Here is a 26,793-nt window from a genome sequence, read left to right on the forward strand (position 1 = left end):
CATGGCCATCATTCGCATCCGGCAGGAGGACCATCCATGACCGAACCCGTTCGGGCTGGGCGTCGCAAGTTCTTCGATCTTGCTCGTCCCAGCCGGCAACATCTCCTCGGCTATATTCTGATCGCGCCCGCGGTCCTGATGGTTGCCGCCATCATCGTCTGGCCGCTCGTGCTGGCCATCGACCTGTCGTTCCAGCAGGTCAAGATACCGCGGCTTGGCGGCGCCAGCCGGCCGTTTTCGCTGAGCAATTACACATGGCTGTTCTCGTCGCCGGAATTCTGGCTGGCCTGCTGGGTAACGCTGAAACTGGTCATCGTCGTTACCGCCGGCAGCGTCGCGGTCGGCCTCAGCACGGCGCTTCTCGCCAATAACCGTTTCAAGGGCCGCACCGTCGCGCGGCTGGGAATGGCACTGCCCTGGGCCGTGCCGGAAATCATCGCGGTCGTCATCTTTGCGTGGATGTTCGACACGTCCTTCGGCCTGTTCGGCTGGCTGGCGATCAAACTCGGCTTCACCGACCAGATGATCCCGTGGGTCAGCAGTTCCACCGCCGCCTTCTGGGCAGTGGCGATCACCATGGTGTGGAAGGGTTTTCCATTCGTCTCGATCATGTGTCTGGCTGGCCTGCAGTCCATCCCCGCCGATTATTATGCGGCGGCGAAGGTGGATGGCGCGAGTGTGTGGCAGCGTTTCCGCTGGATCACCATGCCGCTTTTGATGCCGGTGCTGGGCGTGACGCTGGTGCTGACGCTGCTTTGGGTATTCCGCGACTTTTCCATCATCAAGGTTCTGACCGGCGGCGGGCCGCTGCGTTCAACCCAGACACTGTCGATCATGACCTATGACCAGGCCTTCCAGTATCACAATTTCGGTCGTGCCGCCGCCGTCGGCGTGCTGACGCTGGTGATCTGCATCGTCGCGAGCCTCCTGATGCTCGGCCGGCGTTCGAAATCGATCTATTGAGGAGGCTTTGATGAAACGGACATTTTTACAGAGCCTTGCCCTTTACGCGACTGTGATCTTCACGCTGGTGATGATCCTGTTCCCGGTCTACTGGCTGCTGGTCACGGCACTTTCCACCACCGATGAGCTGTATCGCCTGCCGCCGACCTTCTGGCCTGACGATCCGCAGTGGGACATCTTCGCCCGCGTCTGGGCGGCAAAACCGATCCTGCTGTGGCTTTGGAACTCGATGCTGGCGGCCATCGGCTCGGTGGCGCTGTCGATGCTGGTCTCGGTCAGCGCCGGTTATGCGCTGTCGCGTTATTCCATGCGGGGCGGCGCGACCATGGGCCTCTTCGTCCTGACGGCGAAGATGCTGCCCGCGACGCTGCTCGTCATTCCGCTGTTTTCGATCTTTTCCAGCTTCGGCCTGATCGGCAGCCTGTGGACGCTGGTTCTGGCGCATTCGACAATGATCATTCCTTTCGCCACATGGATGCTGAAAGGCTATTTCGACACCATCCCGAAGGAACTGGAACAGGCTGCCATGGTCGACGGCTGCTCGCCGATCGGCGCGATGGTGCGCGTCGTGCTTCCCATCGCCACGCCGGGCCTTGCCGCCACCGCACTTTATGCCTTCGTGCTCAGCTGGGCAGACTACGCCTATGCGCGCACCTTCCTCGTCAACTCGCCGGACAACTGGACGGCCAATCTCGGCATCACCACGATGCAGGGCGAATATGTCACCTACTGGAACGACATTTCCGCCGCATCCGTGTTCATCGCGCTGCCGATCATCGCAATCTACCTGTTCCTGGAACGTTATTTGGTCGGCGGCCTCACCGCTGGCGCGGAGAAATAAGCATGGCCAATATTTCCATTCGCAATGTCAGCAAGTCCTATGGCGCGCTCAACGTGCTCAGGCCCTTTTCGCTTGAGATCGAGAACGGCGAGTTCGTGGTGCTGGTCGGGCCTTCCGGCTGCGGCAAGTCGACGATGCTGAAAATCCTTGCCGGTCTCGAACCGGCAAGCGAAGGGCAGATCTTCATCGGCGACCACGAAGTGACGGATCTGGCGCCGGGCGACCGGGACATCGCAATGGTGTTCCAGAACTACGCGCTTTATCCGCACCTCACCGTTCGCCAGAATATCGGCTTCGGCCTGAAGATGCGCGGCACTGATAAGGCCGAGATCGATCGCCGGGTTGATGATGCGGCGCGCATTCTGGAAGTGACGCCCTATCTCGATCGCAAGCCCAAGGACCTGTCGGGCGGCCAGCGGCAGCGCGTGGCACTTGGCCGTGCCATCGTGCGCCAGCCGCAGGCCTTCCTGATGGATGAGCCGCTGTCCAACCTCGATGCCAAGCTGCGCGTCCACATGCGTGCTGAAATCGGCGCATTGCACAAACGCATCGGTGTCACCACCGTTTATGTGACGCATGATCAGGTTGAGGCGATGACGATGGCGGACCGCGTCGTCATCATGCAGGGCGGCATCATCCAGCAGATCGCCGCACCCGACGAGCTTTTCAACAATCCGGCCAATCTTTTCGTTGCCGGTTTCATCGGCTCGCCGGGCATGAATTTCCTCAATGCGGAACTGCGTGATGGCGCTGTTACCCTGTTTGGGCAACAGGTTTCCCTGCCGGGCGCAGCCGTCCGCCAAGGCGACGTGATCGTCGGCCTGCGGCCGGAACATCTCGTTCTGGGCGATGCACCGGTTACCTTCGATGTCCGCCCGACGCTGGTGGAGAGCCTCGGATCGGAAAAATACGTCTATTTCGATGCGGAGGGCGCAAGGGTTGCGGATGGCGAGGAGGGCAAGTCCAAGGGGCTGATCGCGCGTGTCTCGCATACCGGCAACCTTCCCGGTAATGAGGCGCTCCGGCTCGGTTTCGATCCGGCCCAGCTTTATCTCTTCGATGCGAAGACAGGAGCACGGCTATGATCCTCGTCACCGGATCGGCAGGCCGTGTCGGCCGTGCCGTTGTCGCAGCCTTGCGCGCACAGGGCCGCCCCGTTCGCGGTTTTGATCTCAGGCCATCGGGAACCGGCGGCGAGGAAGTCGTCGGGTCACTGGAGGATGCACAGGCACTGTCCGAGGCCATCAAGGGTGTGAGCGCCGTCCTGCATCTGGGCGCCTTCATGTCATGGGCTCCGGCGGATCGTGACCGCATGTTCGCCGTCAATGTCGAGGGCACGCGCCGGCTTCTGGATGCGGCTTCGGCGGCTGGCGTGCGGCGGTTCGTTTTCGCCTCCTCGGGTGAGGTCTATCCGGAAAACCGGCCGGAATTCCTGCCGGTCACCGAGGATCATCCGCTTTGCCCCAATTCGCCCTATGGTCTGACCAAGCTTCTGGGTGAAGAGCTGGTGCGCTTTCACCAGCGAAGCGGCACCATGGAAACGGTGATCCTGCGGTTTTCGCATACGCAGGATGCGGCGGAACTGCTGGACGAGGACAGCTTCTTTTCCGGTCCCCGGTTTTTCCTGCGGCCGCGCATTCGCCAGCAGCAGAATTTCGGAAATACTGCCATCGCCGAACTGCTCCAGTCCCGCGATATCGGTGAGCCGTCGCACATTCTGGCGCGCAATGAAAACGGCCGGCCGTTCCGTATGCATATAACCGATACACGCGACATGGTGGCGGGCATTCTGCTCGCTCTCGATCACCCCGAGGCGGCGGGTGGCACCTTCAATCTGGGTGCCGACGAACCGGCCGATTTCGCCGCGCTTCTGCCGAAGATTGCCGCGCTGACCGGCCTGCCCATCGTGACAGTCGATTTTCCCGGCGACGGCGTTTATTACCATACGTCCAACGAGCGGATCAGAAACACTTTGGGGTTTGAAGCGGAATGGACGATGGACCGGATGCTGGACGACGCGGCGGCCGCAAGGCGGCAGCGACTCGCGCAGGAGCAGAGGCGATGAAACCGGAGACGCCGGGCGGCACGGCGGCGCTGGCCAAGGGGCTGACCCTGCTTGACATGGTCGCCGATGCACCGGAACCGTTACGTTTTGCCGAGCTGCTGCGCGCCTCCGGCCTGCCGAAGCCGACATTCGCGCGCATCCTGCGCACCCTCATCGCTTATGGCCTCGTCCGTCAGGATGAGGCCCGTGGCACCTATGTTCTGGGCCAGCGTTTTCTGGAAATGTCCCATAAGGTCTGGGAGAGCTTCGATCTCGTCTCGGCGGCAACGCCGGAACTCGAGCGGCTGGCCGCCGAACTGGGGGAGACGGTTGCGCTGTGCCGGCTTGACGGCACGATGACGCAATATCTCGCCGAGCGTTCGCCGAACGGTCTTTCGGTGCGCGTCGAGGTGGGACGCCGCGTTCCCCTGCATTGCACCGCACCGGGCAAGGCGCTGCTCGCCTTTCAGGATCCCGCCGTCGGCCGCGCCCTGCTGGATCGCCTGACGCTCGATCTGCAGACACCCAAAACCATCACCACCCTCGATGCGCTGCAGGCCGATCTGACGCTGACCCGGGCGCGGGGTTATTCGATTTCCTACGAGGAGCATCTGCCGGGGGTGAATTCGGTCGCCGCCCCTGTCATGGGCCGGGACAATACGCCGATGGGCGTGCTCGTTGCGCTCGGGCCATCGTCGCGGCTGGATTCCTCCAATATCCATCCCGCCGGGCGTGAACTGATTGCCGCCGCCCGGCGCATTACCGGTGCAGCCGGGGCCGTGGCGATCAGCTCGCGGCCACGCCCGCGTTCGGCAACGGGCCGCCCCAGTGCCGAACTCAGCTGCATTCTGCCATGGGGCGCGCAGCTGGGGGAAAGCCCGGTCTGGCACGAGGGGGAAAACACGCTCTACTGGGTCGATATCCTCCATCCGGCAGTGCACCGCTTTGATCCCGCCACGGGCCGCAACGAAACCTGCGAGACCGGCAAGCTTGTCAGCGCCGTCATTCCGGTCACTGGCGGGCGGTTGCTGGTCGCTTCGCAGGATGGCGTCGAATGGCTGGATTTCGCCTCCGGCCGGCTGACGCCCTTTGTCAGCCCGGAAGCGGGCATCGCCGATAACCGCCTGAACGATGCCAAATGCGGGCCGGATGGCGCGATCTGGGTCGGCTCGATGCGCATCGATGCCTCCAAGCCCACGGGTGCGCTTTATCGTATCAACGCCAATGGCGCATCCGAGCGCAAGGAAGGCGGTATCATCGTCTCCAACGGTCTCGGCTGGAGCCCCGATGGCCGGACCTTCTATTTCGTCGATACCGTGCCCGGCCTCATCCACGCCTATGATTGCGATCCGGCGACGGGTGCCCTGTCGCAGCGCCGTGAGTTTGCCCGTATTCCCGTGGCCGATGGCCGGCCGGATGGTCTGGCTGTGGATGCGGAAGGCGGGGTGTGGTGCGCCATCTGGGATGGCTGGTGCGTGCGCCGTTATCTTGCGAACGGCAAGCTGGACCAGGTGATCGACATGCCGGTGCCGCGCCCTTCCAGCATCGCCTTTGGCGGGCCTGATCTGTCGACGCTGTTCATCACCAGCGCCCGCACGCGCCTGCCGGCATCCACGCTCGCCGACGCGCCACTCTCCGGCGGCCTGTTTTCCTGCCACCCGGGAATTGCCGGCGCGCGCATCTCACTGTTTGAAGGATAAAGGATGCGTCTCGAAAGCGTGTTTGGATTGAAGGGCCGCACGGCACTCGTCACCGGTTCCAGCCGTGGCATAGGTGCGGCCATTGCCGAGGGGCTGGCGGGCGCGGGCGCCCATGTCATCCTGCATGGCGTAAAGCCGGGCGCTGCCGCGCCCGTGCAGCACCGGATCGTCGCAAGCGGCGGCACGGCGCAGGAACTGGCGGGCGATCTTTCCGAGGCCGGTGCCGGTCGTGATCTCATCGAACGCGCCGAGGCGGTCGCGCCGGTCGATATTCTTGTCATCAATGCCAGCGCCCAGATCAACGCCGTGCTCTCGGAACTGACGCCCGGCGATCTGGCGTTTCAGCTGGCGGTCAATCTGGGCTCGACGGTGGATATGCTGCAGGCGGCCCTGCCGCGCATGGCGGCCCGCAAGTGGGGCAGGGTGGTTTCCATCGGCTCGGTCAATCAGCTGCGGCCGAAGGGCATCGTCACCGCCTATGCCGCCACCAAGGCTGCGCAGCACAATCTGATCCAGAGTCAGGCGCGGGATTATGCGCGCGACAATGTGTTGCTCAACACGCTCGCGCCCGGCCTCATCGACACCGACCGCAATGCCCACCGTCGTGATGAGGACCCCGAAGGCTGGGCGGAATACGTCCGGACGCTGAACTGGATGGGCCGTGCCGGGCAGCCGGAAGAAATGGTGGGTGCCGCCATCTTCCTGTCGTCGCAGGCCTGCAGTTTCATGACCGGTGAAACCGTGCTGATGACGGGCGGTTACTGATCACGCTCTCCTTCGCAGGATCCGCATATTGGCGGATACGTGCTGACGGATACGTGCTGACCGCGCGCTGCGCCGCTCACGGATCCTTGGGCGGAACGCCGCCAAGCCGCTCGAGAAGATAGGCGTGTGTTGCGGCATTGGCGGCGATCAGCGTGCCGGTCCGCTCATAGATTTCAGGCCCGCGCCCCCACCAGTCCGTCACGATGCCGCCGGCTTCCTCAACGAGCAGGATGCCGGCTGCGGTATCGACAAACCCCGTCTCCTCGTAATAGCCGGTAAGACGGCCGCAGGCCACGTAAGCGCAGGAATTGGCGGCGCTGCCGACGACCCGCACCGCGCCGATGGGTGCGCGAATATCGTCGAGGCGCTGATAGGCGCCGAGATAAAGCGAGAGGTTGGGTGTTGGCAGGCCGGTGCCGACGCACATGAGCGCGATATCGCTGCTGGCATTGACGCGCAGGCGCTCGCCGTTGAGATATGCGCCTTCGCCCTTGATCGTGGTGAACATTTCGTCGGCGACGGGATTATAGACGAGCCCGCATATCGTCTCGTTGCCGCGGCGAAGCGCAATGGTGATGGTGTAGTGCTGGCCATAGATGAAATTGGTGGTGCCATCGATGGGATCGACCAGCCAGCGATGTTCGGCATCCGAACCGTCAACCGGAGCGAATTCCTCGCCGGTCAGCCCCCAGGGATACCGGCCGAGCAAGCGTTCGCGGATCAGTGTTTCGGACTGCCGGTCCGCATCGGACACGAAGTCGCCCGGTCCCTTGACGCCGATCTCGATGTCGCGGAAGCGCCTGAAATGCTCGAGCGTCAATGCGCCGGCCTCGCGGGTGGTGGCGATCATGTCTTCCAGAATGGCGGTGTAATTGACGGTCATCGGCTGAATGCCTCGGTTAGCCCTTCCGGGTCATCGGTGGTGATCTGGTCGACCTTGAGCCGCAAAAGCCGCTCGACATCGGTGATGGATTGCGGGGTGATGCGGTTGATGGTCCAGGCATCGACACGGCGGCCGGCGGCATGAATGGGGGCGATGATATCGATGCCGGCATCTTCAGCGGCAAGGACGATCCGGTAGTCGAGATAGATCATTCCGGCAGCCGGTGCCGTGGCAAGCGCCTGTTCGATGAAGCCGGAAAAGTTTCCGTCCTGCTGCAGCCGTGCGAGTGTGTCGTCCTCACATGGATCATATCCGGTTTTGAGATCGGGGACCGATGCGGCAAGCGCGGCGATCGCGTCGAAATCACCGCCGGACAGGATCATGGAGCCCGCCAATGGCGCGATGCTTGCGCTGAAACCGGCGATGACCTGCGGGGTGAGGGCGTGCCGGTCTTCCTTGAAATCGAGCTGCAGAAGGGCATCGGGATGGATGATCTCGCGGGCGAGCAGGGCGCAGAGGTCTTCGAGCAGCATCACCCTTGAGGATACGGGCTGGCCCTGATTGTCGCGCAGATGCAGCTGGCGCAGCGCGGCGGCGGAGGTGTTGCGCACCCTTCCGGCGCCCGTGGTTTCCCGCTCCAGCGTCAGATCATGCAGCACGGCGCAGCCGTGGTCGGCGTGAATGACGAGATCGACTTCGATGCTCGCGCCAAGGCACATGGCCTCGATGATACGCTCGCCGGTGAAGGCGGGATCGGCCGCGCGGCGGCGGCCGCGATGCCATTTGAGCCAGGTGCGGTGGCCGTCGCGTTCGAGGAGGATGGGCATGTTCATTGTCAGCTCCGGTAGATTTGCCGGTTGTCGCGAAAGGCCGTGACGGCGCGGGGCTGGATATCGACCCCCTGTCCGGCCCGGAAGAGATCGGGATGGGCGACCATCGATTTGATCCTGATACCATCGGGAAGATCGAGATCGACAAGGCCATGGGTGCCGTAATCGGTCACCCGGTGAACGCTTGCCTGCGGCGTCTCGGATGCCGTCAGGTCAACGGCCTCGGGACGGATGGCGAGAATGGCGGGACCGTCGGAAACGGGCAGCGGCACGGTCAGGCCGGCATGGCTGAAGTTTCCGCCCGAGACCACGCCTTCGATCAGGTTCATCGTGCCGATGAAGCCGGCGACGAAGGGGGTCTGCGGTTCGCGGTAGATGACGTTCGGCCGGTCGATCTGCTCGGTCCTGCCATTGGCCATCACGACGATGCGGTCGGCCATGGAAAGGGCCTCGTCCTGCCCATGCGTCACGAACAGCGTGGTGATGCCGAGACGCTGCTGGATATCGCGCACCTCTTCGCGCAGGCGCTCGCGCAAATGCTGGTCGAGGCTGGCGAAGGGTTCATCCAGAAGCAGGATTTTCGGCTCCAGGACCAGTGAGCGTGCAAGCGCCACGCGCTGCTGCTGGCCGCCGGAGAGCTGGCTGGTGGCGCGTTCGCCATAACCGGAAAGCCCCACCAGTTCGAGTACCGCTTCGACCTTTTCCCGGATCGCGGAGGCGGGCATGCGCCGCAGCTTCAGACCGAAGGCAAGGTTTTTGAAGACATTCATATGGGTCCAGAGCGCGTGGCTCTGGAACACCATGCCGGTGGGCCGGCGCTCGGGTGGCAGATGGGTGACATCTTCGCCGTCGATGGTGATCCGTCCGCCGGTCGGTTGTTCGAAACCGCCGACCATGCGCAGCAGCGTCGATTTGCCTGAACCGGACGGGCCGAGAAGGCAGACGAGTTCACCATCGGCGACATCGAGCGAGAAGTTGTCGACTGCATTGGTGCCACCGGCGAAGGTTTTCGTGACCCCGCGGATATGAAGTACGGACATGAATATTCCTAACCGCCGAAGCCGCGGGCGAAGGCGCCGCCGCCAATGATGCGGCGGGCGAACATGAGGGCAATGAATGACGGCACCCAGAGCACGACGGACAGGACCGCACCATACTGGATGACCATCTGGTTGTTGATGTAGCTGATCATCAGCACCGGCATGGTGCGGATGCCGGGTGCGCCGATGAGCCATGCCCCTTCGGTTTCATAGAAGGTGCCGACGAAGCTCAGGAGCACGGCGGCGGCGATGGTCGGTCCGGCCTGCGGCAGCGTGATCGACCAGAAGACCCGCAGGGGACTGGCGCCGACATCGCGGGCCGCCTCTTCCATGCGGCGATCGACGGCCTGAAACGCGGCGACGGGTATCCAGATCATGAACATCAGCGTGCCGACGAGCTGGATGAGAACGACACCCCAGAAGGTGCCGATGAGATTGAGTTGCAGAAAGATTGCCGCAATTGCTACCAGCAGCCCGAATTTCGGAAAAGCATGACCGGCAAGGAAGGAGAAGAACAAGAGGTTACGGCCGGGAAAGCTCATGCGGGCAAAGGCATAAGCGGCGGGAAGGCAGATCAGCGCCGAAAGCAGGGTCACCACCGTCGTCAGCCGAAAGCTCAGCATCAGGGCGTTCCACACATCGGGGCGTCCGAGCGTCTGGCCCCAGAAACGAAAGCCGAACTGTTGCGGCACGACGTTGGGGTAACGCCAGACTTCGGTGAAAGCCCAGGTGCCGACGACGATGAGTGGCCCGACGATCGCAACGGTCAAAAGAGTGGCGAAGAATATGCCGGGCCAGTCGAGGCGCCTGCGCGCCGGTGCAAAAGCGGCCATGTTACTTCCCCTGATTGCGTGCGACTGAGCGCACATAAAAGAGGCCGAAGGCAATGCAGAAGCCGAAGGCGATGACGGCCTGGGTCATGGCGCCGATGGGGTCCTGCATATCGCGAAGGGTGCGCTGCATGAAGGGACCAATCATTTCCGGCGATGCGGGGCCAAGCAGGTAAGGAAGGGTGAAGGAGGAAAAAATGCCGAGCACCGAAAAGGAAAGCGCCACGAGAATGGAATTGGAAATGCGCGGCAGGATGATGTGCCAGAAAACCTGCAGCGCGTTGGCGCCCACATCCCGCGCCGCTTCCACCGACTGGTTGGCGACGCTGCCGAGGCCCGACAGCAGGATCAGCACCGTCAGCGGGATATTGTCCCAGACAAGGCCGATGACCGGCCCCCAGGGGGTCAGATAGGGCGTGCGGATTTTCGGCAGGTCGACCGCGTTGAGCAGAATATCCACCATGCCATTGGGCCCAAGCACGCGGATGAAGGCGAAGGCGAGAATGATGGAGGGCACGAACATCGGAAAGATGGCCAGCGCCTGCACATAGGCCGAAAGGCGGCCCTGGGAAAAGCGCAGATAAAGCGCGATCGGCAGGCAGATCACCAGAAGCAGCATGGCGCAGACCAAAGTGGTCCAGAGCGTGACGGCAAGATTGTCGAGGCTGTAGCGATCCGAAAAGAAGAAGACGTAGCTCGAAAGATCGAACGTCGTTTCTCCATTGGCCCCGATACGCCAGATGGTGCGGCCTATGGCATTGATGGCCGGCCAGATGACGAGCCAGATCATCAGGAAAACGGGAATGGCGACGAGCAGGAGGCCGATGGGCCTCCTGCCTGCCGAATTGTCGATGAGCGGACGAACCGCTCCTTCTGCTACCTCAGTCACGACTTGCGGTCGACGTTCGGAGCAACGTGACGGTACCAGCCGTCATTGATGGCGGTTTCCCATTTGCCGGCCGGGAAGGTCGGAATGGTCTGCGGAATGATGTCGGCGAAGCGCTTGCGCAGATCGGCCGATACATAGTCCCAGGAAACGCCGGGGAAACCGCCGAGCTCAGTGAGGATGGCGCCCTGGATTTCTTCGGAGAGAACGAAGTTCGCCAGCTTGAGGGCGGCATCGCGATTGGTGCCGTTCGCCAGCACCACGGCCCGGGAAAAATCGCCGCAAAGCGCGAGATCCTGAAGCTGAACGAGGCCCGTTTCCGCAGGAAGCACACCCTGATCGATGGCTTTCAGAACCTGATCGGACCAGACGGGTGTCATCGTCACGACGCCTTGCGACAGAAGCTGCAGAGACTGGGTATTGCCGGAGGCATAGGCGCCCTTGTCATAAAGCGACGGGGCGATATCGGTCAGCAGATCCCAGGCTTTGCCCAGTGCCTTGTCGCCGAATTCCTGGGTGTAGTTGTCGACCGTGAAGGCCTTGGGGTCGAGACCATTGGCCTGATGGATGGCGCGGCGAACGAAATTGCCGCCGGAGCCGCCCTTGTCGGGACGGTTATAGACGAACTGGCCGGGATTGGCCTTGATCCAGGTGACCAGCTGCTCCCAGGTCTTCGGGGCATCCGCGGGCTTCAGCTTGGCTGTGTCATAGGCGAGCAGAACCTGGCTGCCGCGATAGGGCAGGCTGTATTCACTGCGGATGGCAAGCGGGTTGACGCGCGAATAGTTGGAGAGACCGGCTTTCGCCATGTTCACATAGATGCCGGCATCGATTGCGCCGGTGGGCAGCAGCGGGTCGGAATGCTCGAAATAGTCAGCCTGCGGGTCGGTGCCTGTCTGCTTTGCTGCAATGGCGCGTTCGCCGATGGCGATAATGCCGGCATTGTCACCGGCGTCAACGAGGTTGAGTTTGATACCCGGATTGGCGGCCTCGAAAGCGGGCTTCACCGTGTTGGTCCAAAAATCGAGGATGTTGCTGTCAGCGCCAGTATACCAGTCGATCGTGCCCGGTGCGGCGAAGCTCATGCGCGGCGCAAGGGCAAGGCCAGCGGCGGCGCCTGCTGCTGATATCATGAAGGTGCGGCGTTTCATCTCTGTCTCCAGTGCTCTCGGCGAGTGGAATTGTTGAGCGCTGACCCTTTTTGGAAAGATCGGAACGGCGCTGGCCCGCCTTTGCACAGCCGTGCATTTTTTAACGGGTCGGCGGCGTTTCTAATGCCTTTCCTTAACGCTTTCGTGACACCCGGAGACGCAGACCGCCCGATTAAAATTAGCGTCTAAATAATTTAGCAATGTCGCAAATTGTCATGACTTGCATATGCCGGGTAACACTTCATTCAGTGGTTTTGTGAAATCTAAAATACGCAGGTTCCAAGGTTCATCGGCGGAGCCGGTAGAGCAATCGGACCCCCGTCTCACCATGCCTTTCCGGCTTTGAGTTGATGTCCGCTTGTAGCCCTATGAGGGGCACAGCTACCCGCGATGTTTCTTTATATCTCTCCCCGGCCACCCTATGCGGATGGCTGGCGGAGCGCTTGCCCCGAGGCCATTCATGTCTTTCCTGAAGAATACCAAGATAAAAACGAAGGTCGTTTTTGTCATCTCGCTGATGAGTTTGATGTCGCTTTCCGGAATTAGCTACGTCAGCCTGCAATATAAGAATACCGACCGCGTCTATAGCGATTTCATTGCCAACGAGGCTCTTGCGGCGGTGCTGAACGCGCGGACCAGCGGCAATCTCAATGCGCTCGGCATGCAGATGCTTCGCGCCAGCCTCAATGATCCCGCTGGCAGCGATTTCGAATCGGCGGTCAAGACTTTCAGGGCAGACCGCAAACAGCTCGAAGAGCGCCAGAACAAGATCATGGAACTGGTGCCGGCCCGCACGGATGCCGCCCGCGATATCCTGAAGGGTGTCGTTGAAGTGGAGGAGATCGGCAATCAGGTCATCGCCCTGATGCAGGCGGGGAAAACCGCCGAAGCGCAGCAGATGGCGCTGAACGTCCTTCGGAAAATCGGCGAAGTGTCGCCGAAGATCAGCGCCGGCAACGAGCAGCTTATTCAGGTCATGAACGATGGCAGGCAGCAGCTCACCGCCAGCACCGATACGACGATCTGGACGGGACTGATCGGCATTGCGCTTGTTTCCCTCGCCTTGATCGCACTCGGCCTGTTTGTCTCTTCGCGTGGCATCACCACCCCGATTGCGCGGCTTCGTGAGCGCATGGGATCGCTGGCGGCCGGTGATACGGCAAGCGAAATCGACGGAATGGACCGCAAGGATGAAGTGGGCCAGATGGCCGCTGCGGTTCAGGCCTTCCGTGAAAATGCAATCGAGCGTGTGCGGCTTGAGAATGAAACTGAGGCTAACCGGTCGACTTCTGAAAAGGACCGGATAGAGCGCGAGAAACAGAAGGCGAAGGAGGCTGCCGACGTACAGTTTGCCGTCGACAATCTTGCCACTGCGCTTTCGAAGATCGCTGAGGGCGATGTTACCTACCGGATCGTTCAGCCGTTCGTTGCCGGCCTTGACGGTATTCGCGGTGATTTCAACCGGGCCGCTGAACAGCTGCAGTCGACCCTGACCCAGGTGGCGCAGAATGCCCGTGGCATCGATGCCGGCGCCAACGAAATCCGGTCTGCGGCAGATGATCTGGCGAGACGCACGGAGCAGCAGGCGGCGGCCGTTGAAGAGACTGCGGCGGCGCTGGAAGAAATCACCATCACGGTGAAGGACTCCACCAAACGTGCACAGGAAGCCGGTCATCTCGTCGGCCGCGCAAAGGTCGGCGCGGAAAAGTCGGGTGAGGTTGTGCAGAAGGCCGTCGCGGCGATGGAACAGATCGCGACATCCGCCAATCAGATTTCCAACATCATCGGCGTGATCGACGAGATCGCCTTCCAGACCAACCTTCTGGCGCTGAATGCCGGCGTGGAAGCGGCGCGTGCCGGTGATGCGGGCAAGGGCTTTGCCGTTGTCGCGCAGGAGGTTCGTGAGCTGGCACAGCGTTCCGCCGGTGCCGCCAAGGAAATCAAGAACCTGATCACGACATCGAACAGTCAGGTGGAGCAGGGCGTGCAGCTGGTTGGCGAAACCGGCAGGGCGCTGGAACTGATCGTCACCGAAGTGCAGGACATCAACCGGCACGTCGCGGCGATCGCGGAATCGGCACAGGAACAGTCCTCCGGCCTCCAGCAGATCAACACGGCTGTGAACCAGATGGATCAGGACACCCAGAAGAACGCCGCGATGGTGGAGGAAAGCACGGCTGCAAGCCACGGCCTTGCACGCGAGGCGTCTTCGCTCAACGGGCTTATCGCCCAGTTCAAACTGTCCGAAGGCGGTTATAGTGAAGCCTCCGCTCCGGTTCGCACCGTCTCTTCGTCCGACAGGCCCGCGGCGTCTCCGGCGCGCGCTCTTGGCGGCAGGATCAGGGCTGCGTTTTCCGGCAATGCCGCGCTGAACACATCTGCGGACAGCTGGGAGGAGTTTTGATGATTGCCGTGTTTTTGACGGCGGATTCACGGCTCCTTTTGATCGCCGGCAAGACAATGGTCTGATATAGGAATGGGCGGTTCGCAGAAGGGCCGCCCATTTTTGTCGCGACAGTCGAACAACGGAACGATTGAAACGATTATACTGAAATGCGACATCTTGTCAGCCGGCCCCGGTTGGCGTACTCGAAACCGGTAAAAGACCCAGACCTATTGACGTGACAGTTCGGTGGTGCTGGGTTTTGGCTCCATACATATCAGGACGTTGGGATAGCGATGAACCTTTACTTGGATTACCTGGCTGAGATCAAAAGCAGAGAACAACAAGGGCTCGCACCCAAGCCGATCGATGACGGCGCATTGACCGCCGAAATCATTGCGCTGATCAAGGATGCCGGTAGCGAATACCGGACGGACGCCCTTAAATTCTTCATCTACAACTCCCTGCCGGGCACCACGAGTGCTGCGGGCGTCAAGGCGGCCTTCCTCAAGCAGATCATTCTCGGTGAAGTCGTCGTGCCAGAGATCACGCCTGCCTTCGCGCTGGAACTGCTGTCGCACATGAAGGGTGGCCCTTCTGTCGAAGTGCTGCTCGACATCACGCTCGGTGATGACGCGGCACTTGCCGCGCAGGCGGGTGAAGTTCTGAAGACCCAGGTCTTCCTTTATGATGCCGACATGTTCCGGCTGCGCGACGCCTTCAAGGCAGGCAATGCCGTCGCCAAGGGCGTGCTTGAAAGCTATGCCAAGGCCGAATTCTTCACCAAGCTTCCGGACGTCGAGGACGAGATCAAGGTTGTGACCTTCATCGCCGCCGAAGGCGATATTTCGACCGACCTTCTGTCCCCCGGCAACCAGGCGCATTCGCGTTCCGACCGCCAGCTGCACGGCCAGTGTATGATCACGCCGGAAGCGCAGGCGGAAATCGTCGCGCTTCAGAAGCAGCATCCCGACAAGCGGGTGATGATGATCGCCGAAAAGGGCACGATGGGCGTTGGCTCGTCGCGGATGTCCGGCGTCAACAACGTGGCGCTGTGGACCGGCAAGCAGGCCAGCCCCTATGTGCCCTTCGTCAATTACGCCCCCATCGTCGCCGGCACCAACGGCATTTCGCCGATTTTCGCCACCACCGTCGACGTGACGGGTGGTATCGGCATCAACCTGAAGAACTGGGTGAAGAAGCTCGGTGAAGACGGCAAGCCGATCCTCAACAATGACGGCAACCCGATCCTCGAGCAGAAATATTCGGTCGAGACCGGCACTGTCCTCAAGATCGACGCCAAGAACCGCAAGCTTCGCGACGAAAGCGGCAATGAGCTGGTTGACGTTGCCGCCGCCTTCACGCCCCAGAAGATGGAATTCATGAAGGCGGGCAGCTCATACGCCATCGTCTTTGGCAAGAAGCTCCAGACCTTTGCGGCTCAGACGCTCGGCATCGAGGCTACGCCGGTCTTTGCCCCGAACAAGGAAATCGCGATCGAAGGTCAGGGCCTCACCGCCGTTGAGAAAATCTTCAACCGCAACGCCGTCGGCGTGACCCCCGGCAAGGTTCTGCATGCCGGTTCGGACGTTCGCGTCAAGGTCAACATCGTCGGCTCGCAGGATACGACCGGCCTGATGACCGCGCAGGAACTTGAGGCGATGGCGGCAACCGTCATTTCGCCGCTGGTGGATGGCGCCTATCAGTCGGGCTGCCATACGGCCTCCGTCTGGGACAAGAAGGCGCAGGCGAACATTCCGAAGCTCATGTCCTTCATGAACAATTTCGGCGTGATCACCGCGCGCGACCCGAAGGGCGTCTACCATTCGATGACGGACGTGATCCACAAGGTGCTGAACGACATCACCGTGGATGACTGGGCGATCATCATCGGCGGCGACAGCCATACGCGCATGTCCAAGGGCGTCGCCTTCGGCGCCGACTCGGGCACCGTGGCGCTGGCGCTGGCGACGGGTGAAGCGACCATGCCGATCCCGCAATCGGTCAAGGTCACCTTCAAGGGCACGATGCAGCCGCATATGGACTTCCGCGATGTTGTGCATGCGACGCAGGCGCAGATGCTGAAGCAGCATGGCGATAACGTCTTCCAGGGCCGCATCATCGAAGTCCACATCGGCACGCTGCTCGCCGACCAGGCCTTCACCTTCACCGACTGGACGGCCGAGATGAAGGCCAAGGCGTCGATCTGTATCTCTGAGGACGAGACGCTGATCGAGTCGCTGGAGATCGCCAAGTCGCGCATCCAGATCATGATCGACAAGGGCATGGACAATGCCGCCCAGACCCTGAAGGGCCTGATCGCCAAGGCGGATCAGCGCATCGCCGAGATCCGTTCTGGCGAAAAGCCCGCCTTGACCCCCGACGACAATGCGAAATATTTCGCCGAAGTCGTTGTGGATCTCGATGTCATCGACGAACCGATGATCGCCGACCCCGACGTCAACAATGCCGATGTCTCCCGGCGCTACACCCATGATACGATCCGTCCGGTGTCCTATTACGGCGGCACCAAGAAGGTCGATCTGGGCTTTGTCGGTTCGTGCATGGTGCATAAGGGCGACATGAAGATCGTCGCCCAGATGTTGAAAAACATCGAAAAGGCCGAAGGCAAGGTCGAGTTCAAGGCGCCGCTCGTCGTTGCCGCGCCGACCTACAACATCATCGATGAGCTGAAGGCGGAAGGGGATTGGGAAATCCTGCAGAAGTATTCAGGCTTCGAATTCGATGACCTGAAGCCGAAGACCACCAACCGCACCGAATACGAGAACATCCTCTATCTGGAACGCCCGGGCTGCAACCTGTGCATGGGCAACCAGGAAAAGGCGGAAAAGGGCGACACAGTTCTGGCACCCTCGACCCGCCTGTTCCAGGGCCGCGTCGTGGAAGACACGGCTGAAAAGAAGGGCGAGTCGCTTCTCGCGTCGACCCCGGTCGTCGTCCTGTCGGCAATCCTTGGCCGCACGCCGAGCGCTGAGGAATACAAGGCAGCCGTCGAAGGGATCGATCTGACCAAGTTCACCCCGTCGAAGGGCACGCCGATCGATTCCCTCTCGGTCCATTATTGATGTTTCAGCACCGGGAGGTGAAAGCCTCCCGGACATGACGCGTTATCCGGAGCGCTTCATGATGATCTGACGGATGCCTGCCGAAGGGTGGGCATCCGAAACCATGCGCCGGTCCATCGCAGCATGGAGGCGGCAATTGTCGCATCGCCGGCCCGAATGCGCCGGGTGCTGTCCGATTTTTTCAAGATATCAGTTCGCTCCGGAATTGTTTCCGGACGTCATCACGTCGCCGACCTCTTTTCCCGGGAATCCTGAAAGGCGGCTGCCGGGAGTGTAATGTTTGACTTCCAGTAATCGTCATAACTGCTTAAACAAGCTTATAAAAATTACATTTAAAAGCTCGGTGCGTCTACGCAAATGGGTGCCGAAATATATATTTTCAGGTTATCTCAAGCTCAGGAAACTGAGCTCGAGACAATTGGCGGCTGATAGGCCGGCTTATTCCGCCGTTGCCTGAATATCCACCTTGTCGAGAAGAAGCATCGGATTCTCGGAGGCTGCAGCAAGATCAAAAAGGCCAAGGCCATTTGGGCCTGTCGATTTGACCGTGACAGTCAAGGTTCCCGGCGTGTTGATGAATTGGACGAGTGCGTTCACCGCCTCCTGGAGTTTCGGTTGTTCGGCGGCCACCTGCTGCAGCATCACGTTGGCAACCAACGTCAAAGTGCCACGCACCTGATCCTCGGTCATCTCGTTCTGCAGGGCATAGAGCTTGATCGCCTTGGCCATCATGCCTTCGTCCTTGATCGTGAATTTTACCTCACGACCGGCAAGCCCGAAAAGCGCAGCCTGGGCGCGACCAAGGTCGAAGGAGAAAAACTCTTCCGTGAAGCCGCTTACCAGACCGGAAAAATTGACACTGCCAATATCCTTGCTGCTGAGCGAGACTTCGCGGATCAGCAGGTTTTTGTTGGGTTCGTCCCAGCCAGCGGCGAGGGCGTAAGACAAGGCGAGTGACTCCAGACCCAGTTTGCGTGCTTCAACAAAAACTTCTTCCGTCGAATCCGCCGGGATGGGCAGGGAGAGGTCCTCCTGCCTGATCTCGATATCGGTCGGGATACCATTGAAGGGTTTGGTCAGTCCCATCTCGAAATTTTTGAGCGTGAACTTGATGCGCTCAGGCGTGCCTGCGGCCTCTTCATCGGTCTTTTCCGGTGCGGCGATATCAACGTTGATGCCACCGACACGCACCTTGCCGAGTTCCGGTATCAGCCGATTGAACGGGAATGTCTCGATTTTCGTTTCATCGAAGCCGACGATCTGGGAGAGACCTTCGATTGTGGAACTCCAGTCAAAGCCCTTGAGGCTTGCTTCGGCGACCTCGATCTTGCCGTCGCCATCGCCAATCGACATGCCGTTCAGACCGAAATCGAGCTTGCGGCTGTCCATCTGCATGTCGATGCGCTCGATGGTGGCCTTGACCCGCTTGCCGTCCGCCCCTTCGCTTTGATCAGGCGCGTCCACCTTGAAGCCCAGCAGCTGCATGTTGCTCTTGCCCATCATGTCCAGAATGGACACGACCTTGCCGAAAAATGCCTGGCGCTCCTGCGGTGAAAGCTCATCGGCATTTTGGGTTGTCGTCAGCGCCTTCAGGGTTTCCAGCAGCGGCTCGGCCGGCATGCGAGCGGTAAAGCCGTCGCTGCGTATTTCGTCGTAGCTGAATTGACCGTCACCGTCGGAGAAGGAAACCTTGCTGACGGAGAGTGGTCCGTAAAGAGGTTTTGCATCCTTGTCTTCCGGCCCGGCTTTTTCCGTGTAGAGCCTTGCAAGATAGGCGGCGTCGAAGTCCTGGCCGGTTATCGCACCTGTCGAGACGACCATGTGCTTCTTTTCCATCGTGCCAGTGCTGTCCGGCAGAGCCATCTTGATGTCATAGCTGGCATTGTCGATCGTATAGCGGGCGACCCTGCCATCGGCGATATCAAGCAGAGCCGCGTTGTTGTACACGGTCTTCTGCTCGGTCTCGGCGATAGACTGGGTGAATGTCAGTTCAGGCGTGGAAATGCGCGTCGCTGCGAAGCGCTCCATGCGCCGGGACAGGGAGTTTGCATTGCCATCGCCAGATGCCGTTTCCACTTTCTTGAAAGCGGCATTCTCGACACGGGCATGTGCCATGGAGATCTTGCCGGTCGGCACGTCAATATCGATGCCATTCATATCGAGCGCGCCTTCCAGGAAAGGAAGTTTGGGACGTCCGTCGATAGCGGCGATCTGGATCTTCTTCCCGTCTTCAAGCGGCAGGGTCAGCTCGCGAATATGAATTTGTCCGAGAAAATCGACGTCCACGGAACGCGCCGTTGCGCCGCTGCGGGCAATCAGCTCGTCGACCTTTGCTTCGTAGAAGGCTTTACCACCGATGACACCTGCAGCCGCGATGGCAATAATCGCAACCGCTGCCCATAAAGCCTTGCGCCGGCTCTTGCCGACTGGAGTGTTTTCCTGTTCCACGAAATTGGTCCTCTGTAATGCGAATTAACTTTGCGCGTCTTTTAGACACGCGAAAGTTGCCGCGCAAGTGTGCCGCCGGAACAGCTGGACATTATTTGCAGTGGTATATCGTGGCGCGCGCGGCGTCATCTGCGGCGCTTTCGACGGCTTCGGTCACTTCCAGAACATCAGCGCCATGCCGGCCACGACCAGTGCTGCCCCGGCCCATGCGCCGGGTGCCGGCAATTCCCGTGTTCTCAGCCAGAGCAATGGCAGGATGATGACGGGCGTTGTTGCAGACAGTGTCGAGACGATGCCGATCTTGCCGCCGGAAAGCGCGAAAAGAAGCAGCGTCATGCCGAAGGCAAGGGCGATGATGCCGGTAAGCGCCGTCTGCAGGAAAATGCTCTTCGTCAGCGGGCCATTCGGCCGGACTGCCTTGATGGGCAGCATGGTAAGCGCCGTCAGGCACAGTGCCGCGACCCCGACGCGCAGCATGGAAGCGGTAATCGGATCGATCCCGCTCGCCATGACGGGTCTTGCGATCAGCGAGCCGACGGCCTGGCTGAGCGCGGCCAGCAGGCCGAGCAGCACGCCGAGCCAAAGTGGTCCCTTCACTCTTTCCCATTCGTGCAGCTGCGCCTTGCGCTTGCCGAAGAGGATTGCGAGCAGAACACCGCACAGCGTCAGGCCTATGCCGGTGACCGTTGTTACGGAAAGCTCTTCGCCAAGCACCGCCCATCCCAGCAGCGCGGCAATTGGGGCGTTGAGGGCAAACAGGATTCCCGAGCGGCGTGGCCCCACCCGATTGAGGCAGGTGAACAGCAGCGTATCGCCAACGAAGATGCCGATGAAACCGGATAGCAGAAGCGCCGACAGCGCCTCGGGCTGCAGTTCCCGCCAGGTTCCCGAAGCGAGGACATAGACCCCGAGCAGGGAAGCGACAAAAAGCTGCCGTGTCCTGTTGAAGGCGAGCGCTCCCAGATGCCCCGCCGGACGCGCCGCCAGAAGTCCGGTCATCGCCCAGCAGGTTGCGGCGCCCACGGCAGCCAGTTCATAGATCGGCATTTTTTCCCCGTCGCTTCATGGCGCGCTTCCGGCCACGGACACTATCCCTGCCTGCACCCATCGCAGATTCCGGGTTCGCCCGCCATACCATAAGCATCGTCATAAACAGCGTGGAGCAGCGCCTGGTTCACCGCCCGTGCCGGGTCAGCCGGCGGCGTGCCATTTCCGATGTCGGTGTCTACCATCATAGAGACTGCGAATGAATGGTGAGGCCCGGGCCTGCTTCCTGTTGCCATCCGCAGAAGCGGCCGTCACGCCAGGCCAATGCAGACGAAGCGGCTGGCCCGCTCCGTCGAAAGGACAGTCTTATCTACCGTGCTTCACACGCCGTTGATGATATTGCAGATGCCCTCGCGGATGACGTTCTTGTCCGCAATCTGTCCGGCCTGAATGTTGAAAACAGCGTCGATCCGCACGCCGGCGCCTTTCTGCCGGGCCACAACCCGCAGGGTCTGAATTCTGCCGCTGCCGCTGGTCTCCTGGTGCGCATCGATCGAGGACAGCGCCTTGTTGATCTGGATGCCGGAAAAACCTTCCGCTGCCACAGCCTGAGCGAGCTTTTGAAGCACGGCGGGCGCTTTTGCCTTCGGCAATTCCTGCCATGATTTGTAAGAGACAGCCGTCACCATCGGCACGCCGGAGACAGCGAAGTTCTTCTCGCAGGATGCCGCGAAGGCAGGGCTTGAGAAGCTGATCAGGCCAAGAGCTGCTATGAGATATTTCATTTCGAGTAATCCAGTTGTTGGTGAAGATTAAGAGCTATCGGCCGCATCAGAATGCCGACCGTTTTCCTCTGTAGGTTGATGGGGGCGGGAGAGCTTCATGCGCCTGTGCAAGCGTTTCAAGCCATGTGGCCAGGCCAGCGGGAACCTCCTCATTGCCCGCCTCCAGTGCCTCGATCCACGAAAGTTCGCATTGCAGCGCGGACGCAATATTGATCGGCGTCCAGCGGATGACCCGCAGGCATTGATTAAAGCGTTCTGGTGACATGATGATTTGATATTTTCCCCGTCTTTTCCCCGCGAAGCTCACTCAGGCAGCTGCGAGAGTCAATCTTTTTCTGCAACTTTTGATGGCTTGTTTCCGACCCAGCAGTTGCATCTGCTGCCGGTTGCCGAACGCCAGGCGCATGAAGGGGAAAGGCTCGGTTACCCAAACGAACGGTCGGGAGACGCATCGGCATTTCATCCTCAAGGCCATGCCTCCTGATAAAACTTAGTTGATTTGCTAAGTTTCCCCTTGCTCCGTCGCGATGAAGCATGATAGTTAGCAACATGACTAAGCATCATCAGGAGCTATCACTGATCTTCCAGGCTCTGGCCGATCCAACGCGGCGGGCAATTCTGGCCCGCCTCGGCGGCGGGCCGGCACCGGTCATGGAGTTGTCCGCTCCCACGGGGCTGCGTCTGCCCACGGTTATGCGGCATCTTTCCGTGCTGGAAGAGGCGGGGCTGATCATCACGTCCAAGGATGGGCGGGTGCGCACCTGCGCGATAGTGCCCGAAGCGCTGGAGCCGGTACGCACGTGGCTCGATGAGCAGCGGGCCATGTGGGAGAGCCGGCTTGACCGGCTGGAGGCATTTGCAATGCAGGCCATAAAGGAGGATTCAGAATGACAACGAAACCGGGTCAACAAAGCGCACACGCTGAACCGCATCTGCCGCAAGACCGTTTTGCAACGCTCAGCTTCGAACGGGAAATTGCCGTTCCGCTATCGGCTCTCTGGCAGGTCTGGCTGTCACCCGCCGCCCGGGCGGTGTGGGCCTCTCCATCACCCTCGGTGACTGTGGAATTCCTGGAGGCGGACAGCAGGCTGGGCGGTCGCGAAGTGTCGCTCTGCAAGGTCGCCGGCCAGCCGGATATTCGCTGCGAATGCGGCTGGCTGGAGCTGCAGCCAACCCGCCGCAGCGTGAACTACGAGGTGGTCTCATCTGGCGGCATAACCCAGTCGGCAGCGCTGGTGACTGCCGATTTTCAGGCTGTAGAAGAGCGTAGCCGCTTGACCGTAACGGTACAGCTTTCCTCATTGGCCGAGGATATGCGCGATGGTTATCAACAGGGTTTCAGCGCCGGTCTCAACAATCTGGCCAGCGTGGCCGGGCGAACCATGGTGCTGGAGCGAACGATAAATGTGCCGCGAAACATCGTCTGGAAAGCCTGGATGAACGAGAAGACGCTGCCGCAATGGTGGGGTCCTGAAGGGTTTTCGTGCCGCACAAAGAGAATTGACCTGCGAACCGGCGGCGAATGGGTCTTTGACATGATCGGCCCTGACGGCACAGTCTTCCCGAACCATCATCGTTATGTCGAGGTCCGCCCCGAAGAGAGGCTCGCCTATACGCTGCTATGGGGCGAAAACGGGCCGAAACATGCCGATGCCTGGGCCTCCTTCGACGATCAGGATGGCGCGACGAAAGTTGTGCTGGGCATGGTGTTCAGCACGGAAGCCGAGTTCCAGCAAGCGAAGGGTTTCGGCGCTGTGGAGCTGGGTCAGCAAACGCTGGGCAAACTGGAACGCTTCGCCAAGGCGCTATAGATGTGCCGTGCCGTCAGCTCCCTGTGCAGAGGTCTCGATACTCGCTCCTGTCCAGACCGGCTTAATCTTCAAAGCCGCTCTGCGCGTGCGAGATCGTCTTGCAGGTTGCACCATCCTTCTCGCCAACCATGCGCTTGTCACGAATGACTGAACCCTTGGCGATATCGATCTCCCATGCCACCGAGCCTTCATTCAGGCTCGCTTTACCACCGGCAAAGGTGCCTTTCTCCATTCTCTGACTGCCAGAAGCCGGGACATAAACTCCAAATGTCCCGGCGGCTTCGTCGAGAGCGAAATTGAACACCTGAGGGGTTCCTTTCGAATTTGCGAATTCGCAATTGAGGTATGTGGGCGCGGCAAAGGCCATAGAGCCTGAAAAAAGCAGGGCAGCAGCGGCAAATCCGCTTCCTGTGATGACTTTCAAGTCTTGATCCTCATTCGTGTTTTTTCGTTAAACTAGAAATATTTCGCCCCGTTGGCAAAGTAAACAATATAGCGATTTAATTCACGTGGCGCTCATGATTGGCTAGGGAGCAGGAGCAGCCGTAACGCTGTGATGAATATTGACAATATACGCTACGCTTTTCACGATCGAGGGGACCGAAAGGAAAACGCCATGGCGTCAGGAAGCATTCACGTCAAAGTCAGCGGAGCATTGCAAGACCATATCCAGCAGCAGATTGGTGATGACGGTCTTTATGAGAATGCGAGCGAATATATTCGAGCGCTTATTCGGCGTGACCTCCAAACCCGTGACGAGGCATGGGATGCCTTGCGAAAGGAACTGGATCCCGCGATGCGCGCGGATGATAGGGCGTTTATAGCAGTCTCGGGTGATGATGTAATCGGCCGAAACAAGCGTCGCTAGTTATGGCAGCTTATCGCTTTTATGCGCCTGCCGATGCCGCACAGATAAAATCTGGCGCGACACCGTGGATACGTGGGGTGAAGCGCAGGCTGAGATTTATATAAGTGGCCTCCACGCTCATTTGCAGCGCGCCTCTGCGACAATCACCTGCTTTGGCGGCGTCTTCCCCAAAAACTTACCGTCCCCGGTGACCTCAAGAGGGAGGCTTATTTCAGCCGGTATGAGTATCATTACCTGTTTTTTAGAGCGCTTGATAACGGCGACTTGGGTGTGATGAGTATCCTGCACGAGCGGATGAATATGGCCGTACGCTTGAGAGAAGATCTCATGGCGCTCGATGCTAGAGGCATTATCCAATCCGGCTAGAACGTGTAGTGTGGGTGAACGGCGTCAGGGTGGGGAGCGGCCTCTTCGGCGACCTGTTCACCGTTGTTCGGTTAGGCTTGGACGAAGGCCGGAAACAGTGCGGGTCACGGGAAACGGCACGGCGAAAATATTACAAAATAAAAAATAGATAGCGAACAAGGCTAGAATAATTCGATCAAAGACCGAAGGTAATTGTCTTGTAAGCGGATGGTTTGATCCGAAATATCCGAGTCCATTTCGAAAATGATCCTACTCTCTTGCTCGTCACTATAAGAATGTGGCTTCATAAAGAGGCTTGGAATTATTCCCGTATCATAAATGATTCGAAAAAATCTACGATTTATATTATGTAGAGCTTATTCTGTAAGGTCTCTATTTCCTGTTATTTTTACGAAATCATGAATATCATCCATTTCAATTATAAAATTCTTCAAGTCAGAATAAATAACATCATGTATGTGGTAGCTTTTTGCTCCAATAAGATTGCGCACTCTCTCGCAGAAACATTTAGGATCAGCGATTTTGATAATCTTATCGCCGAATTTCCTGCGCATTCCCCTTTCTGAGCTTTCTACATTTGTAGATGTTCCACAGAATATTGCAAAGTTTTCGCCGGTGCTGACGGATAGATGGAGCTGATCGTCACCAGAGCCGATATGCAGATTCGCATAACCTTCACGCTCATCTTTAATGTGAAGGTTTGGTGTATTTCTGTAGTACTTTGCGGTTCCAAATTGGAAGTTACCGGAATCTATATATCTCCATGTCTCATCCGATACAAATTTATAGAAAGGGCTATTATCAAGTGGTGCAAAATCAGAGAGTGTCACTGCGGGAACAGGGCGGTAGTCTATCGGTCGTGGCGGCTTCTCGGAAATGTCATCTAGGTATTTTCCGATGAAAGCCGTATAATCGGACAATTCATCATCAGTAAGGCGGCTACTGTATGCAGTCGCATGCAGTAGAACGGAGACTTTGTAACGGTATAAATGGAAACCTCTATCTTTTTCGAAAACCTCTCTATACTTCAAGATGCGAATCCCTTTTTGGTGAAAATAAGATTTATCGACATAATAGTTTGTATAGGTTCTTAACAGAAAAGACCTGCTTCACGATGCTCTTGTCACGCCTCATGTGATCGCCAAGAGTGCAAGGGCGCACCACACCCGCATAGAAACTGAAAATGGCTGCGTGAATTCTACCGTGAAGCTCCGTTTAGAATTGGGGGATTAGCATTTGCCGCAGTCTTGAAAAGTCGGTAGTCGAATCTTCCCCCCGTTTTTAAGAACAAAACATGTACGAACCTAGTTATCAAGACTTATGTTGCGGTGAGCCTCTGTTGTGTTCTTTCTGCTTTCTCATGTTTTATTTTCCCCGCTCATCCCCACCCCATTTTCCTAACCTATACTGGCCTTGTTCCGCGATGAACCGGAAAACATTCTGGTTTTGAGGCTGAACCGGCGCCGGTTGCGAGAGAAAGACGTCACTCTCATATTTCGGGGTCTGATAGGCGAAGTCCTCTGGCCGGGACCGGGGGAGAGATAGAGTCTGGTTTGTGGTGGGCCGTTCTATTTCTCCGAAACGAATTGGCTGAAGGACACGCTCTGACAGGCATAAACCGCTGAAGCGGGGCACTGATAAGTGTCTTTATTTTCCACAGGCGGCCAATTTTCAGTGCCCCGTTGCAATGCCCATCGAGCTGAAAAAAGGCTGATGGAAAAAGAAATGAAGCTCACAACACGGTCGCAGCTGCGTCGCGTGATAGGAAAGGTGTGTTCAAATGGGTCTTTATGAAATGTACGTCCTTGCTACTGGTGCAGATACTGCCCTGATGAGGAGAAGGCTGGCACGATCTCTTTATGCCAGGGCAAGGCTTCGAAATCGGAAGCTCAAGAAGCAGTATTTACACAACCATAAGGAGAGTTTTTGATGCGATGGCCGATAGGAAGAGGGCAGGCCAGCTGTGATCTGGGCGGCTTCCGTAAACATATATTTATATAACAAACAATGCAAAACATATAAAATATATGCGCTGATGGATTGTATATTTTTGGCTGAAGGCGGATGAGAATCTGCGGGCAGCTGATTTTAGTGACCTGCAATTTGCGGATTGCGGGCTGGGAAAG

23 protein-coding genes are annotated in these 26,793 nt (G+C 59.1%); 11 read left to right on the plus strand and 12 right to left on the minus strand.

The window, feature by feature from the left end; all coding sequences use genetic code 11:
- Nucleotides 1–36 precede the first annotated feature (36 nt).
- The 6 genes from AKG12_RS19135 to AKG12_RS19160 are packed head-to-tail and all read left to right on the plus strand — an operon-like array spanning nt 37 to nt 6,313.
- Nucleotides 37–963, plus strand: a complete 927-nt coding sequence (locus AKG12_RS19135) for a carbohydrate ABC transporter permease (RefSeq protein WP_046800464.1) — start codon at nt 37–39, stop codon at nt 961–963.
- A gap of 10 nt (nt 964–973) precedes the next feature.
- On the plus strand, nt 974–1,804 hold the full coding sequence (locus tag AKG12_RS19140) for a carbohydrate ABC transporter permease (protein WP_046800465.1): 831 nt from the start codon (nt 974–976) through the stop codon (nt 1,802–1,804).
- Between the two features lie 2 nt (nt 1,805–1,806).
- Nucleotides 1,807–2,889 (plus strand): ABC transporter ATP-binding protein, encoded by a 1,083-nt coding sequence (locus AKG12_RS19145; protein WP_052820066.1) that lies wholly within the window; start codon nt 1,807–1,809, stop codon nt 2,887–2,889.
- Nucleotides 2,886–3,869 (plus strand): NAD-dependent epimerase/dehydratase family protein, encoded by a 984-nt coding sequence (locus AKG12_RS19150; protein WP_052820067.1) that lies wholly within the window; start codon nt 2,886–2,888, stop codon nt 3,867–3,869. The genes AKG12_RS19145 and AKG12_RS19150 overlap by 4 nt, the downstream gene beginning before the upstream one ends.
- Nucleotides 3,866–5,548, plus strand: coding sequence for an SMP-30/gluconolactonase/LRE family protein (locus AKG12_RS19155; protein ID WP_052820068.1), 1,683 nt, complete (start codon nt 3,866–3,868; stop codon nt 5,546–5,548). The genes AKG12_RS19150 and AKG12_RS19155 overlap by 4 nt, the downstream gene beginning before the upstream one ends.
- Nucleotides 5,549–5,551: 3 nt before the next feature.
- Entirely contained in the window at nt 5,552–6,313 is a 762-nt protein-coding gene (locus AKG12_RS19160; protein ID WP_052820069.1) for an SDR family NAD(P)-dependent oxidoreductase, read from the plus strand.
- Nucleotides 6,314–6,389: 76 nt separating this feature from the next.
- Here the strand turns inward: AKG12_RS19160 and AKG12_RS19165 are convergent, their stop codons facing one another.
- From AKG12_RS19165 to AKG12_RS19190, 6 genes are read right to left on the minus strand one after another with little or no spacing between them, the layout of a single operon-like run.
- Nucleotides 6,390–7,196, minus strand: coding sequence for an inositol monophosphatase family protein (locus tag AKG12_RS19165; protein WP_052820070.1), 807 nt, complete (start codon nt 7,194–7,196; stop codon nt 6,390–6,392).
- Nucleotides 7,193–8,029 (minus strand): glycerophosphodiester phosphodiesterase, encoded by an 837-nt coding sequence (locus tag AKG12_RS19170; RefSeq protein WP_052820071.1) that lies wholly within the window; start codon nt 8,027–8,029, stop codon nt 7,193–7,195. The genes AKG12_RS19165 and AKG12_RS19170 overlap by 4 nt, the downstream gene beginning before the upstream one ends.
- A gap of 2 nt (nt 8,030–8,031) precedes the next feature.
- Nucleotides 8,032–9,066, minus strand: coding sequence for an ABC transporter ATP-binding protein (locus AKG12_RS19175; protein ID WP_052820072.1), 1,035 nt, complete (start codon nt 9,064–9,066; stop codon nt 8,032–8,034).
- An 8-nt stretch (nt 9,067–9,074) separates the two neighbouring features.
- On the minus strand, nt 9,075–9,899 hold the full coding sequence (locus tag AKG12_RS19180; protein ID WP_052820073.1) for an ABC transporter permease: 825 nt from the start codon (nt 9,897–9,899) through the stop codon (nt 9,075–9,077).
- A 1-nt stretch (nt 9,900) separates the two neighbouring features.
- Nucleotides 9,901–10,785 (minus strand): ABC transporter permease, encoded by an 885-nt coding sequence (locus tag AKG12_RS19185; RefSeq protein WP_082178941.1) that lies wholly within the window; start codon nt 10,783–10,785, stop codon nt 9,901–9,903.
- Complete coding sequence (locus tag AKG12_RS19190; protein ID WP_052820074.1) at nt 10,782–11,933, minus strand: extracellular solute-binding protein; 1,152 nt, start codon at nt 11,931–11,933, stop codon at nt 10,782–10,784. The genes AKG12_RS19185 and AKG12_RS19190 overlap by 4 nt, the downstream gene beginning before the upstream one ends.
- 460 nt (nt 11,934–12,393) lie before the next feature.
- Between AKG12_RS19190 and AKG12_RS19195 the strand changes: the two genes are divergently transcribed.
- Both AKG12_RS19195 and AKG12_RS19200 read left to right on the plus strand, forming a co-directional pair.
- Nucleotides 12,394–14,337: a methyl-accepting chemotaxis protein gene (locus AKG12_RS19195; RefSeq protein ID WP_052820075.1), complete on the plus strand. Its 1,944-nt coding sequence runs from the start codon at nt 12,394–12,396 to the stop codon at nt 14,335–14,337.
- A gap of 275 nt (nt 14,338–14,612) precedes the next feature.
- Nucleotides 14,613–17,402 carry a bifunctional aconitate hydratase 2/2-methylisocitrate dehydratase gene (locus tag AKG12_RS19200; protein ID WP_052820076.1) on the plus strand — a complete coding sequence of 930 codons (2,790 nt, stop codon included), beginning with the start codon at nt 14,613–14,615 and terminating at the stop codon, nt 17,400–17,402.
- Between the two features lie 438 nt (nt 17,403–17,840).
- Here the strand turns inward: AKG12_RS19200 and AKG12_RS19205 are convergent, their stop codons facing one another.
- From AKG12_RS19205 to AKG12_RS19220, 4 genes are all read right to left on the minus strand, one after another.
- Entirely contained in the window at nt 17,841–19,850 is a 2,010-nt protein-coding gene (locus AKG12_RS19205; RefSeq protein ID WP_052820077.1) for an aq_1923 C-terminal domain, read from the minus strand.
- A gap of 153 nt (nt 19,851–20,003) precedes the next feature.
- On the minus strand, nt 20,004–20,897 hold the full coding sequence (locus tag AKG12_RS19210) for a DMT family transporter (protein ID WP_052820078.1): 894 nt from the start codon (nt 20,895–20,897) through the stop codon (nt 20,004–20,006).
- A gap of 320 nt (nt 20,898–21,217) precedes the next feature.
- A complete protein-coding gene (locus tag AKG12_RS19215) occupies nt 21,218–21,622 on the minus strand; it encodes a hypothetical protein (RefSeq protein ID WP_052820079.1) in 405 nt (134 codons plus the stop codon).
- Nucleotides 21,623–21,668: 46 nt separating this feature from the next.
- The gene (locus tag AKG12_RS19220; RefSeq protein ID WP_046800490.1) at nt 21,669–21,887 is read right to left on the minus strand and encodes a hypothetical protein; all 219 of its coding nucleotides are present in this window, start codon (nt 21,885–21,887) and stop codon (nt 21,669–21,671) included.
- A gap of 284 nt (nt 21,888–22,171) precedes the next feature.
- On the opposite strand from AKG12_RS19220, the gene AKG12_RS19225 reads away from it, so the two are divergent.
- A complete protein-coding gene (locus tag AKG12_RS19225; RefSeq protein WP_052820094.1) occupies nt 22,172–22,513 on the plus strand; it encodes an ArsR/SmtB family transcription factor in 342 nt (113 codons plus the stop codon).
- Complete coding sequence (locus AKG12_RS19230; protein WP_052820080.1) at nt 22,510–23,433, plus strand: SRPBCC family protein; 924 nt, start codon at nt 22,510–22,512, stop codon at nt 23,431–23,433. Before AKG12_RS19225 ends, AKG12_RS19230 begins: the two co-directional genes overlap by 4 nt.
- 61 nt (nt 23,434–23,494) lie before the next feature.
- Here AKG12_RS19230 and AKG12_RS19235 read toward each other — a convergent pair whose 3' ends face one another.
- A complete protein-coding gene (locus AKG12_RS19235; protein WP_052820081.1) occupies nt 23,495–23,857 on the minus strand; it encodes a hypothetical protein in 363 nt (120 codons plus the stop codon).
- Between the two features lie 192 nt (nt 23,858–24,049).
- On the opposite strand from AKG12_RS19235, the gene AKG12_RS19240 reads away from it, so the two are divergent.
- Nucleotides 24,050–24,301, plus strand: a complete 252-nt coding sequence (locus AKG12_RS19240) for a ribbon-helix-helix domain-containing protein (RefSeq protein WP_052820082.1) — start codon at nt 24,050–24,052, stop codon at nt 24,299–24,301.
- Nucleotides 24,302–25,023: 722 nt separating this feature from the next.
- Here the strand turns inward: AKG12_RS19240 and AKG12_RS30335 are convergent.
- Entirely contained in the window at nt 25,024–25,698 is a 675-nt protein-coding gene (locus tag AKG12_RS30335) for a hypothetical protein (RefSeq protein ID WP_156316075.1), read from the minus strand.
- Between the last annotated feature and the right edge of the window lie 1,095 nt (nt 25,699–26,793).

This window comes from Agrobacterium sp. SUL3, assembly GCF_001263295.1.
Classification (GTDB): Bacteria; Pseudomonadota; Alphaproteobacteria; order Rhizobiales; family Rhizobiaceae; genus Agrobacterium; species Agrobacterium tomkonis.

Bases quoted from the DNA above. Each gene is read 5' to 3' on its own strand.
- AKG12_RS19190 (WP_052820074.1), bottom strand. From the start codon at position 11,933: ATGAAACGCCGCACCTTCATGATATCAGCAGCAGGCGCCGCCGCTGGC.
- AKG12_RS19200 (WP_052820076.1), top strand. From the start codon at position 14,613: ATGAACCTTTACTTGGATTACCTGGCTGAGATCAAAAGCAGAGAACAA.
- AKG12_RS19165 (WP_052820070.1), bottom strand. From the start codon at position 7,196: ATGACCGTCAATTACACCGCCATTCTGGAAGACATGATCGCCACCACC.
- AKG12_RS19175 (WP_052820072.1), bottom strand. From the start codon at position 9,066: ATGTCCGTACTTCATATCCGCGGGGTCACGAAAACCTTCGCCGGTGGC.
- AKG12_RS19170 (WP_052820071.1), bottom strand. From the start codon at position 8,029: ATGAACATGCCCATCCTCCTCGAACGCGACGGCCACCGCACCTGGCTC.
- AKG12_RS19215 (WP_052820079.1), bottom strand. From the start codon at position 21,622: ATGAAATATCTCATAGCAGCTCTTGGCCTGATCAGCTTCTCAAGCCCT.
- AKG12_RS19195 (WP_052820075.1), top strand. From the start codon at position 12,394: ATGTCTTTCCTGAAGAATACCAAGATAAAAACGAAGGTCGTTTTTGTC.
- AKG12_RS19230 (WP_052820080.1), top strand. From the start codon at position 22,510: ATGACAACGAAACCGGGTCAACAAAGCGCACACGCTGAACCGCATCTG.
- AKG12_RS19140 (WP_046800465.1), top strand. From the start codon at position 974: ATGAAACGGACATTTTTACAGAGCCTTGCCCTTTACGCGACTGTGATC.
- AKG12_RS19220 (WP_046800490.1), bottom strand. From the start codon at position 21,887: ATGTCACCAGAACGCTTTAATCAATGCCTGCGGGTCATCCGCTGGACG.
- AKG12_RS19145 (WP_052820066.1), top strand. From the start codon at position 1,807: ATGGCCAATATTTCCATTCGCAATGTCAGCAAGTCCTATGGCGCGCTC.
- AKG12_RS19225 (WP_052820094.1), top strand. From the start codon at position 22,172: ATGACTAAGCATCATCAGGAGCTATCACTGATCTTCCAGGCTCTGGCC.
- AKG12_RS19155 (WP_052820068.1), top strand. From the start codon at position 3,866: ATGAAACCGGAGACGCCGGGCGGCACGGCGGCGCTGGCCAAGGGGCTG.
- AKG12_RS19180 (WP_052820073.1), bottom strand. From the start codon at position 9,899: ATGGCCGCTTTTGCACCGGCGCGCAGGCGCCTCGACTGGCCCGGCATA.
- AKG12_RS19160 (WP_052820069.1), top strand. From the start codon at position 5,552: ATGCGTCTCGAAAGCGTGTTTGGATTGAAGGGCCGCACGGCACTCGTC.
- AKG12_RS19240 (WP_052820082.1), top strand. From the start codon at position 24,050: ATGGCGTCAGGAAGCATTCACGTCAAAGTCAGCGGAGCATTGCAAGAC.
- AKG12_RS19210 (WP_052820078.1), bottom strand. From the start codon at position 20,897: ATGCCGATCTATGAACTGGCTGCCGTGGGCGCCGCAACCTGCTGGGCG.
- AKG12_RS19135 (WP_046800464.1), top strand. From the start codon at position 37: ATGACCGAACCCGTTCGGGCTGGGCGTCGCAAGTTCTTCGATCTTGCT.
- AKG12_RS19150 (WP_052820067.1), top strand. From the start codon at position 2,886: ATGATCCTCGTCACCGGATCGGCAGGCCGTGTCGGCCGTGCCGTTGTC.